General features: G+C 54.1%; 13 protein-coding genes. All 13 read right to left on the reverse strand.

Annotated elements, in window-relative coordinates:
* Positions 1-10 precede the first annotated feature (10 nt).
* On the reverse strand, positions 11-985 hold the full coding sequence (locus AC6I8W_RS13355; RefSeq protein ID WP_497835400.1) for a hypothetical protein: 975 nt from the start codon (positions 983-985) through the stop codon (positions 11-13).
* Between the two features lie 10 nt (positions 986-995).
* The gene (locus tag AC6I8W_RS13360) at positions 996-1,787 is read right to left on the reverse strand and encodes a PP2C family protein-serine/threonine phosphatase (protein WP_497835401.1); all 792 of its coding nucleotides are present in this window, start codon (positions 1,785-1,787) and stop codon (positions 996-998) included.
* On the reverse strand, positions 1,784-3,505 hold the full coding sequence (gene tagH, locus AC6I8W_RS13365) for a type VI secretion system-associated FHA domain protein TagH (RefSeq protein WP_497835402.1): 1,722 nt from the start codon (positions 3,503-3,505) through the stop codon (positions 1,784-1,786). Before tagH ends, AC6I8W_RS13360 begins: the two co-directional genes overlap by 4 nt.
* A 233-nt stretch (positions 3,506-3,738) precedes the next feature.
* A complete protein-coding gene (locus AC6I8W_RS13370) occupies positions 3,739-4,134 on the reverse strand; it encodes a lysozyme inhibitor LprI family protein (RefSeq protein ID WP_497835403.1) in 396 nt (131 codons plus the stop codon).
* 55 nt (positions 4,135-4,189) lie between these two features.
* On the reverse strand, positions 4,190-4,738 hold the full coding sequence (locus tag AC6I8W_RS13375; RefSeq protein ID WP_497835404.1) for a hypothetical protein: 549 nt from the start codon (positions 4,736-4,738) through the stop codon (positions 4,190-4,192).
* Positions 4,739-4,747: 9 nt separating this feature from the next.
* Positions 4,748-5,161: a hypothetical protein gene (locus AC6I8W_RS13380; RefSeq protein ID WP_497835405.1), complete on the reverse strand. Its 414-nt coding sequence runs from the start codon at positions 5,159-5,161 to the stop codon at positions 4,748-4,750.
* Positions 5,158-6,150 (reverse strand): hypothetical protein, encoded by a 993-nt coding sequence (locus tag AC6I8W_RS13385; protein WP_480364435.1) that lies wholly within the window; start codon positions 6,148-6,150, stop codon positions 5,158-5,160. Before AC6I8W_RS13385 ends, AC6I8W_RS13380 begins: the two co-directional genes overlap by 4 nt.
* Positions 6,151-6,261: 111 nt before the next feature.
* The gene (locus tag AC6I8W_RS13390) at positions 6,262-6,744 is read right to left on the reverse strand and encodes an Hcp family type VI secretion system effector (RefSeq protein ID WP_497835406.1); all 483 of its coding nucleotides are present in this window, start codon (positions 6,742-6,744) and stop codon (positions 6,262-6,264) included.
* Between the two features lie 183 nt (positions 6,745-6,927).
* Positions 6,928-8,424: a type VI secretion system contractile sheath large subunit gene (gene tssC / locus AC6I8W_RS13395; RefSeq protein WP_497835407.1), complete on the reverse strand. Its 1,497-nt coding sequence runs from the start codon at positions 8,422-8,424 to the stop codon at positions 6,928-6,930.
* Positions 8,424-8,954: a type VI secretion system contractile sheath small subunit gene (tssB, locus tag AC6I8W_RS13400; protein WP_497835408.1), complete on the reverse strand. Its 531-nt coding sequence runs from the start codon at positions 8,952-8,954 to the stop codon at positions 8,424-8,426. Before tssB ends, tssC begins: the two co-directional genes overlap by 1 nt.
* Positions 8,955-9,026: 72 nt before the next feature.
* The gene (tssA, locus tag AC6I8W_RS13405) at positions 9,027-10,028 is read right to left on the reverse strand and encodes a type VI secretion system protein TssA (protein WP_497835409.1); all 1,002 of its coding nucleotides are present in this window, start codon (positions 10,026-10,028) and stop codon (positions 9,027-9,029) included.
* Between the two features lie 11 nt (positions 10,029-10,039).
* A complete protein-coding gene (gene tagF, locus AC6I8W_RS13410; RefSeq protein WP_497835410.1) occupies positions 10,040-10,753 on the reverse strand; it encodes a type VI secretion system-associated protein TagF in 714 nt (237 codons plus the stop codon).
* Between the two features lie 14 nt (positions 10,754-10,767).
* Entirely contained in the window at positions 10,768-14,394 is a 3,627-nt protein-coding gene (gene tssM / locus AC6I8W_RS13415) for a type VI secretion system membrane subunit TssM (protein WP_497835411.1), read from the reverse strand.
* Positions 14,395-14,397 lie beyond the last annotated feature (3 nt).

Here is a 14,397-nt window from a genome sequence, read left to right on the forward strand (position 1 = left end):
TCCTTTTGCGTTAGTTAACGGTGCGGTAAGCCGCTGCGGCCGGATCTTTCAGTTCCGGGTGCAGTTGCTCCACCAGTTGTACTTTCAGCGGCGAAGCGCTTTTCAACCACGGCGACCAGACTTTGCGTACTTCCTGCAAACGGGCGCGCAGTGCGCTTTCATCGGCAGCATCACTGGCGGGCATCTGCACCACCACCTGATCCGGTGCCTGCCAACCATTAAATTGCGCGCTGAACGGCAGCACTAACCAGCTTTCCGGCGATTTCTCATCTGCCAGCACCATGCGTTCACGGTTGACAGTGGTGATGGTCAGCTCGTGCGTCGGCTGCCCGTTGCTTAACCCGGCAATCGGAAAGCCCTGCACAAAGGTGACATCGACTGATTTTGCGGCACCGTTACCCATTTGTGTCAGGTTGCTGTGGCCGCTTAACCAACCATCCTGACCGCAGACCAGGCCCTGCTTCGACGGCACAAAAATGGCGCTGGATTGTGCCGGTTGCTGCCACCAGGTGCGGAAGTGGCAACCATCCAACAGGCTGAATTGCTGCCAGGGGGTGGTATCAGCGGGTGGCGAACTGATCGCCGGAGAGGCCGGTGCTGGGGCGGCAGGTGCCGGAGCGGCGGCTTGTGGCGGCGGCGCGACAACCGGCTGCCAGTTTTGCTCTCGCTCAGCACTCCCCTGGGCCAGCGCATTGCCATCCGCATCCTGCAATTGCCAGTGCAGTTGTTGCAACGTTTTGCACTGCGACGCCATCAACCCGGCGACACGCGGCAGAAAGTTGTCCAGTACCGTGGCACTTTTTTCCCCTTTGGTGACAATGCGCAGGTCCACACTCTTCTGACACCAGCTCGCCAGTTGGTTATCTTTGACGTCATCAATCCACACATCCAGTTTCTGTGTCGGGGACTGCACAATACGGTAGTTCTCAGCCAAAGCCTGTGTACTCAGCAGCAGCGCAGCCAGTCCCAGTAATCCATATTTCATGTTGGCGTTCTCAATCGCGAAGAGGGAAAAACTGCGCCGCATCAGAGAGCGAGTGCAGTAAGGTGGTGTCCTGAGGTGAACCAACCCATACGGCCAGCGCACTGAAGTTGTCCTGCTGACCATTTTCCGGTTGATCGTTTCTAATGATTTGCTGCATCAACGTCAGCCACTCCTGCGGTGTGTTGACCATATGCAGTGACTGCTGCATCTGTTCCAGCGTGACGCCATGCCAGAAACCGTCGGTACAGAGGAGAAAAGCATCACCGTCTTCGATCGCCACCACATCGCTGTAGCTGGCATCACGCTGTTCGTCGCCCATGCCGAGCGCGAAATAGAGCAAATTGGTGTTGATGCCTTCGGTCTGATGCCCGGCATCTTTCATTTGCTGCACCAGACTGTGATCGGTGGTGACGTGGTAGAGATAACCACGCCGAAACAGATAGAGGCGACTGTCACCGGCATGCGCCCAGTAAGCCAGCTCGTAATCACGGTCAATAAACAGGCTGACCAGCGTGGTGCCCATCCGGCTGTGTTCGCTGCTGGCCTTCTGTTGCTGGCGGATGGCCTGATTGGCGTGATTGACATAGTTACGGATCGACTGCGCGTTCAGATGGGTTGCGCCGTTAAACGCCTCCATTAAACTGCTGCGGGCGATGGTGGCGGCAACATCTCCACCAGGGAAACCGGCCACGCCGTCACAGACGACAAAGCAGGCTGAACGTTCACCGATGATCTCACCGGTCTGATCCTGATTGCTGGCGCGGTCGCCCTGATTCGACGTGGAAGCAATGGTGATATTCATGCGTCATCCGTGTGGGTTTGTGAATCTTTGTACTGATTAACTTCCATGTCGTAGGCGTGCAGAAAGGCTTCGCCGAACAGGGTGTGGAAGTCGTCTTCAATCTCGCCCGCAGTTTCTCCGTAGCGCTCAACAAAATGCTCCCACAACGCCGCCTTGCGGCTGCCAGGCAGTGCCAGACGGGACACGGAACCCGCCTCACGGGCTTCCTCTTCCAACTGGTCCGGATTAAAGGATTGCAGCATTGACGCGATAATGGCGCGGATACCGGCGATCATCCCCAACTGATGCGCCTGGAGATCGATCAGTGCATCACGTACCGCCTGACGTGGCGGCATAAAACCGGGCATGCGGCTGCCAAACATCTGCATCAGCACGGTTTTGCCAGAGGGCAGCAGTTTGAACGGGTTGTTGGCATCGTCGAGAATCACCGTCATATCTGCTTTCACGCCACGCTTGAGAATCGAGCGTGAGGAGAGCAGCGCGACTGTGCCCTGCGAGAACATGCTGAGCATCTGGCCGAACTGGTACATCTGCTCGCGATCGAACTGTGGCGTGGGCTGTAAATCCTGTAGGCCCATCCCTTCCAGCAGCGCATCGAGTAATTCACCTTTCAGTGCATCGCCGCTGCTTTGCGCGGCTGCTTCACGCTGGCTGCTGGAAGCCACCGGATCGATGCGCAGACGCCCTTTGGGGGTGGGTGATGGCGTACGCTGCACCGCCTGTGGCGTTGGCAGCGTGATGCCTCCATATTCCAGCGGCGTCGGGCTGGCTTCTGCGGATTCGGGTTCTGATTCAGGTTCTGATTCAGGTTCTGATTCAGGCTCTGGCTCTGGCTCTGGTTCAGGTTCAGGTTCCAGGATTGCTGCTGGTGGAACCTCAGGTTGTGCCAGTGGCACCGCACCGCCCATCATCAGGCCGAGTGGATCATCGTGATGGCGTGGATCAGGGGTGTTCTGGCTGCCAAACAGGCTAAGCGGGTCCAGCTCGGCGGGCGGTTTTTCAACCGGCGTTGGCGCGGCGACGCGTTTCTGCCCCACCAGCGCACTGGGTGTGGCATCGTCAAAAATACTCTCCTCGGCAAACAACGCATCATCTTCATCAAACAGGCTACGGCTGGTGTGCTGCTGTCCGATATCCAGAGGCGCATCGCTAATCAACGCAGCCAGTGGATCTTCCGGGTTGCGTTCAACCGCTGCCGGGACAGTCAGCGGATGGGCCTCGGATGATGCTGGTGTTGCTTTATTCCGTTGCGATAAATCGTCAGAGATGGAGAACTCTTTCGCCAGGCTATCCCAGATTTCACTCGGGATGGCGGCGGTGTGGCCGCTGACAGCAGGAGGCTCATCCACGATGATTGCCGCTTTGGCCGCCGGTTTTGGCACGCTGCTGGCTGGCTGTGCCGCGTGAATATCGTTGACCAGCAGTTGGTAATCATCAATACCCAGAATATCGCCATCCTGTAATTCCACCTGGCGACCCCGTTCCAAGGGAATATCGTTCAGCAGCACACGCGTGACATTGCCGCGATTGGTCAGGCGACATTCACCGTCGGCGGAAATATGGACGATTGCCTGTAAACGGGAAATAGTACGATCGTCATCGGGTAATACCAGGTTGTTATCCACACCACGACCAATGGTGCCGCCGGGGGGTAAAAAGTCAAAAAGAGTTTGCGGCGGCTGATGGCCGGGTTTAGTCGTTATTATCGTAAAGCGCATAACGGATTCCTGCGGTTAGCTGTTCGGCATCTATATCGCGCCTCTCTCGGGAAAGAGGCGGAATATAGGAAGCGATTTTGTTTTGGTAGCGACGCGATTTATCGCGTTTTTTGGAGGATTAATTCGCTGTTTAACAGCGCGCGATAAATCGCGCCGCTACGGGATGATAATCCGCACAAGCGATTTCAGATTTAAATATGTGATTGCGAGAATAATAAATTAATTAGTAATCGCTATTCATAGGGAATAGCTTTAAGTTGCTCCACACGTTCCAGGTCAATTCTGGCAACACATTTATCCGTAAGCGTATCGTGAGTAACGGTTCCTTTCTCAGCCATAAAAGACTCAAGATTACATTGACCATCGCGATACTTTAGCCAACCACGCTGTGACTCGGTTAAGGTCGACGTATAGCTTTGCAAATCTGCCGGTGAGGCGGAATACTCAGCAGCGATTCTTTTCTTTGCTGCGATATACTCTTCATTTAACGTTTTTTCTGCTTCCAGTTTCGCGAATTTAAAGCAAGAAGATATTTTTCTATCAATTACCGCATGGCTACAAATGTCCTGGGCGTTAGCATTGTTCAGCAACATCCCCATAAATACAAAGAAAACCATCCCATTCTTCATTCCAACTTCCTTATCCTTTGGGATTATCAAGCGGCCTTGTGAAGACCGCCTGGTTTTACTTTTGATAGACCTTTCGCAATTCAGCAATGGTTTTCAGGGACGAATTTTGGAATTTTTCGGTGGTGTCGTTATCATAGTAAACACCGTCACCCGCGTTAAGCCCCATAACATAGTAATCGGTGCCATAGTGGTCAGGTGCTTCAATAGTATAAATCACGGCAATTTTTTCATTTTCATCATCTTTCTTAGAAATGAAACCTACCGAATCCACTTTATGGCAACCTACCGTTTCCCAGTCACCCTGCCCGATCGTTTGGATAAACTGATCGATATTCTTACCGTCTTTGCTCCAGCCTATAAAGCATACTGGCTGAACCTCTCTTATCCATCCTTTCCCCTGAATAAGCGTCCCCTGCAACTTGCCATCTTTAACGACATCGAATGTCTGGCTCTTGTCCAGCTCAACGCGGCTCAAACCGCTATGTTCAGCTTGTGCGATGATATTTTTTTCATAGACGGGGGACGTCGGTAGTGAGAGAGTGACCGATGCACTAGCAAAATGGCTATTTATCAACAGCAGCAAAATCACTAAGAATCTTTTCATTTAAGATCATCAATTTAAAACGTATACAAAAACCACTAAAAAAACCCCAAAAATAGCAGTGACGGAAAAAATAAACTTATATAAGTTATGCAAGTTTATCATCCAGCCAATTGTTTCTCTGGATTGACTTTGAACGAAGTCGTAGGCTTCCCGCCTTACATATTCATTTTTGGAAAAGCGCATTTTAACGCCATGATATAAACGCATAAAAAAAGAGAGTTTCTGGTAATTTGCATAGAAGCCCATAAACCCCGAAACGCGCGTCGTTAAATCCAGCTGCAAACCCGCCCTCTCGTATTCACTGACAAACTGCTCATATTTTGTTTTATTTTTTTTGAAGATGAACGCTGCATATATATGAAGAAAACCGATTAAGAAAAATAAGATTACGGTACCAAACATAAAAAAATCAGACATCGTCATAAAATCATATCCATTACCAGACCTGTTCCTTTTTCTGCCGCTTTTCCGAAACCATATCCACCCACCGCAGCACCAACAATGCCACATGCCAGAGCACCCACTCCGCCAGTTGCAACGCCTAAAGCAACACAAACACCCGTTGCAACAGACGCGGAAAGCGCCCCGCCATAGATTCCAGCCGCTGTGCTTGCACCAAATTTTGAATACTCTTTCACGGCCACCTTAACACATTCATTTTCACGATCGGTAGTACAGCTGTTGTAGACATCATTAGTGGTATTGAGTGCACCAAAGCCAATCGATACCCATCCACCCATTTTCATGAATTTAGCAGCCTTTGCCGCACCGTCTACATAGGTGGAGTAGCCACGGATAGCACCGACACCCGCAGTCTCCCAGTCATGAATAATCGACGAACTGGAGAGATTCAGCGCATGTTTTAGCTTCTCGTAAGGCTGTAACCTTAATACAATTCGAGAAAATTTATTCAACAATACTTCAAGCTCAGCAAAGAGTCGGCGGCGTTCGACAAAGAACTGTTCACCAAATAGCGTACCAGACGTGAGATATTGGTTACGGTAGGCGCTCTCGATGGCCGTCAATTTCTTGCCAATCTCAGTAAAGTATTTCTCTCCGGCATCGCCTATCAGTCCCGAGGACTTATCCATAAAATTCGTGATCGCCGCAATAGAGGCGTAGTGGCGCTGGAAAAAGCTCGCTTCATCGGCTGAAAGATGATTCAGGCTGTTATTGGTGGTAGTTTTCGCCGCCTTCAGCGCATTCATGGCTGCCGGCTTATTGTTGCCTTCAGGATCAGCCACGATCAAAATCTGCCCCGGTTTTGCCCAGGTAACATCTGCATTCAATTGCAAAAAGTAATTTGCCGCTGCAACATTACGATGACCAAATAAAAACATCGCCTGTTCCGTAAGTCTTCCCGGACGCTGCACCACACAGAAGCCAGGTTCGATCATACTTTTGCCGCTCATTACAATCTCCTTTTGCAATTCAATGCATTTAAAAAACTGTGAATACCGTGCTGTAGCGGCGCGATAAATCGCGCCGCTACAAATTAATGCAGGGTCAATAAATAAAGCGAATTACGCCTCTTTATTTTCTTTAATGTTCCAGCCTGCGCTGCTTTCTGCACCTTTACCACCGGAAGAACTCTGCTCCCAGTATTGCTGTTTCACTTTCGCGGCCTGGAAAGAGTAAGCCATGCTCAGCGTATCGCCATTGTCAGCACCGGTATAATCTACGCGAGAAACCAGCACATCTTCCAGTGTGATACGCGCATACTCAACCTGAGAGCCTCCCGCTTTACAAATGGACAGCTCAACTTTGGTAATGTGCTTGCCATTGGCGCAATATTTCAGAATCGCGGAGGTGGATTTATCGATCAGCGCATTTACGTTCAGGTCATTAAAATTAACCTTACCCGCACCGCCGCCACCGCCAACTGCCATATTCCCAGGCTGGGTAGCGCCCCAGTTAAAGGAGGTAATATCGGTCCAACCGGTGTGATTAGAATCTTTAGATTCACCCGTCACACCATCAACTTTTAAAAACATATCAATAGCCATAATTATCTTCTCTTGCTTGATTTACGTTCTGCTTTGAAAAAGCATCGTTATGGCAAACAGGAAAGCATGGGGCTGAATAAAACCATCCATATTTTACCTCTGCCTCGTTTTCTGAATAGATTGCTACATGTTTATTCAGAGGGGTTCAGAGAACCGGGTAGTCCGGTTCTCTGAAAAAGCGTGTTACTTTTCACTGGTCTTCAGCGAAGGCAGTTTGGATACCAGACGCAGCGATACCGTCAGGCCTTCCAGCTGATAATGCGGGCGCAGGAAGAATTTCGCCGCGTAATAACCCGGATTGTCTTCCTGCTCCTCCACGTTGACCTCGGCTGCCGCCAGCGGTTTACGTGATTTGGTTTCCTGTGAGGAGTTAGCCGGGTCGCCGTCAACGTAGTTCATCACCCAATCGTTCAGCCAACGCTCCATCTCATCGCGCTCGCGGAAGGAGCCGATTTTGTCACGCACGATGCACTTCAGATAATGGGCAAAGCGGCAGCAGGCAAAAAGATATGGCAGACGTGCCGCCAGGCGCGCATTGGCGGTGGCGTCGGCATCGTGGTATTCCGCCGGTTTTTGCAATGACTGCGCACCGATAAAGGCCGCGAAGTCTGAATTCTTACGATGCACCAGCGGCATAAAACCGTTTTTCGCCAGCTCGGCTTCACGGCGGTCGCTGATGGCGATCTCGGTCGGACATTTCATGTCCACACCGCCATCATCGCTGGGGAAGGTATGGCACGGCAGGTTTTCTACTGCCCCACCCGACTCCACACCACGGATCGAGGTACACCAGCCGTATTCTTTGAATGAACGGTTGATATTTGCTGCCATCGCATAGGCCGCGTTGCTCCAGGCGTAGTTGTTATGATCAGAACCGTCGGTTTGCTCTTCGAAATCATAACTGTCAACCGGATTGGTGCGGATACCGTACGGCAGACGCGCCAGGAAGCGAGGCATCACCAGACCGAGGTAACGTGAGTCTTCTGATTCACGCAGGCTGCGCCAGGCGGCATACTCGGTGTTCTGGAAAATTTTGGTCAGGTCGCGTGGGTTCGCCAGCTCCTGCCACGACTCCATCTGCATCACTTCCGGTGCCGCACCGGTGATAAACGGACAGTGCGCCGCGGCACCGATACGCGCCATCTCACCCAGCAGCTCCACGTCCTGCGGGCCGTGGTCAAAGTAGTAATCGCCGACCAGGCAACCGAAAGGTTCACCACCAAACTGGCCGTATTCCTGCTCGTAGATTTTCTTAAACAGCGGACTGCGATCCCAGCCCACGCCTTTGTAACGTTTCAGCGTCCGCCCCAGCTCCTGCTTGGAGATACTCATAAAGCGGATTTTCAGCATCTCATCGGTTTCGGTGTTGTTCACCAGATAACTCAGGCCACGCCACGCGCTTTCCAGTTTCTGAAACTCATCGTGGTGAATAATCTGGTTAACCTGCTGGGATAACTTATCGTCAATTTCCGCGATCAGCGACTGAATGGTACGGTACGAGTCGTTGGAAATAGTGACGGTGTTTTCCAGCGCCTGCTGCGCCAGGGTTTTGACCGCGCTTTCTACCGCTTCTCGTGCCTGATCGTTTTTCGGGCGAAACTCTTTGCTCAGTAACGCGCTGAATTCATCCTGGCTGAAGCTGGACGCGCCTTGCGGCTGCTGTTGGCGTTGCTCGCTCATTATTGCTCCTCCTTCCCTTCTGCCGCGTCAGCCTGCTTCGGCAGATGCGTCAGCGCCTGCAACAGGGTCGGGTCATGCAGAATTTTGCCAATCAACTCTTCCGCGCCGTTTTTCCCATCCATATAGGTCAACAGGTTAGCAAGCTGGGTACGTGCTTCCAGCAACTTGTTCAGCGGCTCCACGTGACGGGCAATCGCATCAGGTGAGAAATCATCCATGCTTTCGAAGGTCAGTTCGACATTGAGTTTGCCCTCACCCGTCAGGGTGTTATCAACCTGAAACGCCGCACGCGGTTTCATCGCCTTCATGCGCTCATCAAAGTTATCAATATCGATCTCAAGGAATTTACGGTCATCAACGGCAACCTGCGGTTCCAGTGGCTTGCCAGCGAGGTCTGCCAGCACGCCCATCACGAACGGCAGTTGGATTTTGCGTTCCGCACCATAGATCTCCACGTCATATTCGATTTGAACGCGGGGCGCGCGATTGCGGGCGATAAATTTCTGCCCGCTGGATTTCATTGTGGCCATGATTTTCTCCATAAATGATGCGCGGGGTAAGGCGCGCAGGTCTCACTGCGTGATGAAGGGGTGGACACGGCGTTAATCGCGGCGTCCGAAGATGTTTTGCAACTGATGGACGCCATCCGGTGCCAGATCGCGGATGATGTCCATAAAATCGAGTTCGATCAGCCGCTGCACGCGGTCAATCATCAACGGGGCCGGATGACTTGGCTCATGCTGGGCGAAGTATTGCTTCACCTTTTCCAGCATCAACTGCGCATCTGCGCGATTGGTTAGCTGTGCCGTGCGCCAGTCAGCGACAGCGCGCGGGACCGGTGCTTCTGTCTGTGGTTCCGGCGGGGTATCCGGTAACACCTCAGCCACTTCAGCCGATTGCGTCAGGCTGACCAGCACGGCAAAATTTTTCTGCACTTGCGTCATATCAGGTACTGCGCTTTCACCCAATCGTTCGGCAATGATGTCGTGCAGGCTTTGCAGACGCTGATGGATCTGCTGCACCGTCACGGCAGCAGATTGCCCCTGCTGTGCCAGTTCATCCCGCAAACGCGCCATGCCGCCTGGATAATCTGCCGTCTCGCTTTTGCTGCCATCGTACAGGGCGATGGCATCGCGCAAGGTGATGCCATCTGAGGCGTGACGTAACAGCCATGCCTGGCGGACCGCTGCTGTCAGTGACGAGGCATCCTCCAGCAGTGCCAGCGCGTTGATGCGATAGAACGGATCCTGTTCGCCGTCTTCCTCGAGACGTGGCCAGAGGGGTTCCCAGTAGCGCAGCAGCGCCTGTTCAATCAGCTCCAGCCCCTGCGCATAGCCGGGCAAGCCATTGAGATGAGTCCATGCCTGGGTCAGCGCCAGCATCACACGTAAATCTTTGCTGCGGCTCAATAGTTCGCTCGCCAGCTTCTCTACCCGGTTCCAGTCAGCGGGTTCTGCCGGGATGATGGTTTCACCAAATTGCTGCTCAGCTTTACCGGCGCTGGCCTGTTCCATCGCCTGAAAATCAGCGTGATATTCCAGGTTTTCACCGCAGGGGTCGTCGTTGCTGATCGGCTCCAGCAGCGCGTCGAGATCGATAGTCATGCGGGTATACCTCAGGATTCAAACATTGGGGGATAAAGTCCATTTCGTCCGGGTTTTGCACCGCCTGCCGGATCAAACAACAGCGAAAACAACTGGGCGGTAAAGTTACCGCTATGCACATGGGTGTACAGCGGAAAACCGTCGCTTTGATTGGTCCACCAGAAACTGGTGTAAAACTGTGGATCAAAGCTGTCGGCAGGCAGTTGCCAACTCAGGTTCGACACGCTGCCTCCGTCACCAATAATCGTCAGAATGTCAGATGACTCTCCCGCCTCGGACGGCTGTGGCTGGGGAATGCTGAGTAACGCCTGATCCAGTTGTTCCGGGTTGCTGCCGTCACGCACCACGCGCAACAACGTGTTGCCGACTTGCTGATACCAGTCACCGGCCCGACCCAGCATGGCAGGTGACCATTCGGTTGGACTGAAGTGGCGCAGGGCGCACAGTGGATAGTGGCGACCGACGCTGTCGCGCGAGGCGGTCAGGCTGCCCATCTGCACCAGTTGGCTACCGAGCATCGGGGGCACGACAAAATTCCATACCGGGGCGCTGAGAAAGGCGCGCGAAGGGGCACTCTCCCCTTCGGCACTGGTTTGCCAATGGTGTAAACCCACCTGAAACCAGTGTGACCATTGCCGTAGCAAGCTATCGGGAAAGCGCCGCTTAACAAAATCACCCGCACTGGGCAGTTTGCCGTACCAGCCGGGGGCTGCGTATTGCGTCATCGTAAGGCTCCGATTCAGGGGCAGCTAAAAGCGGGAAGCTGGAACGGGTTGCGAATGCTGCCGGGCGTAAACGACAGCGTGACCTGATGTCCTTCGACGTTAAAGCTGGCTTCACGGGTCAGACCAGCGGATTGCGTCAGCCGGGCGCGGTCAAAAAAGCGATTCAGCGCCCAGGGGCCGCTGGTGACCAGCGTTGAGGTGGTGCCATTAGTTAAGCCAAGCTGCATCCGTACCTGACTGGTGCCACCCGGCCCCGGCCAACTGACCATCTGCACTGCCTGTGGACCGTGGCTGTAGCGCAGGATCTGTCCATCGACATCCAGCGTCAGGGTGAGGATATCGTTGTCCATTTTCACCGTGCGCAGGGTGACGCGGAAGGATGGCGTGGTCGCGCCATTGGTAAAAAACGCGTCGCGAATTGACTGGGCCTGCTGGAACGGACGCAGCAATGCTTCACCGCCCGGCAAGGTTTTACCATCTATCCCCGGCGTGAAACGCCAGGCAGCGTGCGTGGTATCGACTTTGTTTGCCAGATTGTCGCGGAAGAAGCTGTCCATCAGCCCAGTACCTGGCGCAAACATGCGCGCCAAATCGTCGGGTGTCACCTCGTTGCGGCCAGTGCGCACCAGCGGATAACGCCCGGCGATGGCCTGCTGACAGAAGCTGCCCACCTCCATCTGGATACGTTTGCGCACGTTATCCATATCACGACGCTGGGCATCTGAACTGGCCCCTACCGCCATGCTGGAGACCATGTTTTGTAACGTTCCAGGCAAACGGCCAGCGCTGGCCTGTACCCGGCTTATGGCATCACTTGATGGCGGCGGCATACCGCTGTTGGCCGCATCCTGCACCGCCGTCAGGTAACGGTAGAGATCGTCAATCTGGTGCAGAAAATCATCCACCGCCAGCACTTTACTCCCCTGCTGCAACGGCTGCGCCAGCTCGATAATGGAGGCAAAATGCGCTCCCACCACCTGTTCCGGTGCCGGATTGGCTTCGCTCTGCGCCGCATTGGCTTTGGGCGCACTGAACAACGCCTGTAAGGTGCGGGTGGCGCTGTTGTCTGACGGCGGCTGCGCGGTTTGTGCCGTTTTGTCATCGGTTGGCGCACGCGTCAGCGTCAGCACTTTGCTCAGGTTAATCACCAACTGGCGCAGCGGCGAGTGGTTGCCAGAAAGCAGACGGGCGGTATTGATGCGCTGTGCAAGGTCGGCGCTGTTGTTGAGCTGGATATCGCTGAGGAATTGCTCCCACTGGCGAATGTAATCCTGCATATACAGCTGACGCACCGCTAAGTCGGTCTGCTGGCTGTTTTCCTGCTGCGAGATTCCCCCCAACACCCAGCGATCGTCCTGATACAGCGCCTGCGTCACCGGCGCAATTTGCTTATCGACATGCTGCCAATATCCGTCCGGGGTATACAGGCCGGAGACGCCATCGTTGACCGATTTACCGCTTTTACGCGAGAACACCAGTTCACTTTGCGGACCGCCGAGCGCGGCAAGGGTGACTGTGGGTAAGCTGCCATCACGTTGTAGCAGGCGCTTCAGGCGTCCGTAAACGCGCTGTGATAGCGGCATCTGATTAATCAGCGCCTGCTCGCGCTTTACCAGCGCATCATCCTGTGCATAGGGCGAGGACTGGATTTGCGTTTCCAGCAGTTGTTGCAGATGCCACGCCAGCTGTTTGACTTCCTGCTGGGTCACGTTCTGCGGTAGCTCACGCGAGATATTCAGCATCAGCCAGGCTTGCAGGAACTTACCGTCATAATGCTTCGGCTGATACAGCATCTGATACGCCTTCAGCGCCTCGTAGCTGTAATCTGCATCGCTGCCGTTATCATTACGCAACCAACGGGTGATGTTCTGCGCCACCTGTGGCAGCAACAATTGCTTCAGCGCTTTGTTGTACAGCGCCTGACTGGCGTCGCTCACTTCAGTGCCACGGTATAACCACATACGACGCGTCAGTGGTGGGTCCTGCAATGAAAAGTCTTTACTTTCTGGCAGATGCAGCAACGTATTGAGATACGGCACCAGCGCGAAGAAATCGCCGCTCCCCTGCCGTTGTAGCTGTTCTCCAAGTTGCTCAACCTGCGGCGTTTTTGCCGCCATCTCCTGCAAATAGGCTTTGTTTTTGCTGTAACTGGTCAACCACAATGCCGCAATAATCGCCACAATGACCAGCAACGCCAGGTATCCAGACCATAATCCGGCGCGATTGCGCAGTTCCCACCAGCGATTACTGGCCGCCAGCCCGGACTCCTGAAATACCACATCTTCCAGCATGTCCTTCAGGAAGAAGCTTTGCCCTTTGGTTGGCGGAATCGGCGCGTCTTTACCTACCTGATCCCAACGGCCCGATGCGCCGTCCTGTTGTCCCGGCAGATGCAGCGCACGGGTTAACTCGCCCATCACCCGGTCAAACGGCAGCCCTTCCTGGGTGCCGCTGGCAAAGTAGATGCCGCGCGGTGCGAACTGGGTTTCAAAATCTGAGCGGGCAAATAAGGTATCGAGCGCCTCAGCCAGCAACGGACGTAATGCGGCAAACTCCTGCGGGAACAGATAACTTTCCGCTCGCGCCTGGGCGTCACTTTCCCCCAACAGCGTATCAGCTAACCCAGCATCCAAACGTTGTTGCAGCAGCGAATACTCCTGCTGAAACTGGCTACTGAGTTCAAAATCTACCGTGGACGCCTGCGCCCAGGGGAAGGTGAAGCCCCAGATTTGTTCGCGTTGCGTTTTATCCAGCCCGGCAAAATAGCTGCGGAACCCCTTTAACAGGTCCGCCTTGGTGACCAGTACATAGACCGGGAAGCGGATACCGAGGCGATCATGCAGCTCCATCAACCGCTGGCGCAGAGCCAGAGCCTGATTACGCAGGGCTTCCGGCGTCTGACTCAGCAGATCCGCCACGCTCAGGGTGACGATCACACCATTGATCGGCTGACGACCACGGTATTTGCACAGCAACGCCAGAAAGTGATGCCACTCGCTGGCATCGCGCTCCTGCTGGCTCTCCTGGGTGGTGTAGCGCCCGGCGGTATCCAGCAGCACCGCGTCATTGGTGAACCACCAGTCGCAGTTGCGCGTACCGCCAATGCCACGCAGCGCCGCTTTACCAAACTTGTCAGCCAGCGGGAATTGCAGACCGGAGTTGACCAGCGCGGTGGTTTTTCCGGCACCCGGTGCACCGATGATCATGTACCACGGCAGTTGATAGAGATACTGACGACTGAAACGCTGCGCCCAGAATGGCGTACCTTTGCTGTTGTGACGCTGGAAATGCGCCTTTTTCAGCATCTCCGTGGCTTCGCCAAAACGGCTCGCCAGCACCTGTTCCTCATTAGTCAGGCGCTTGCGGTCTTGCTCTGGCTCACCGGCCGGCGTAGTTTCCAGGCTCGACATCAGTTTACGGTTGAGCCACATGTTGTAAAGGCGAGGAATCGCCTGACTCAACCCCCACACCAGATACAGCAAAGCGATACTGATCATGCGATTCTGTTCTGGCTCCAGAGGCCGCGAATCGACAATCGAGAACACCGGGCCAATCACCCAGATAATAAATGAGAGCGCGGTGATGCCGACAAAACCCCAGGCGAGGCGACTGGTCAGCACGGCAAAAAGCATATTCAGCATGGA

The sequence above is a fragment of the Pantoea sp. X-Soil-TKNS-1211 genome, from assembly GCF_059730495.1.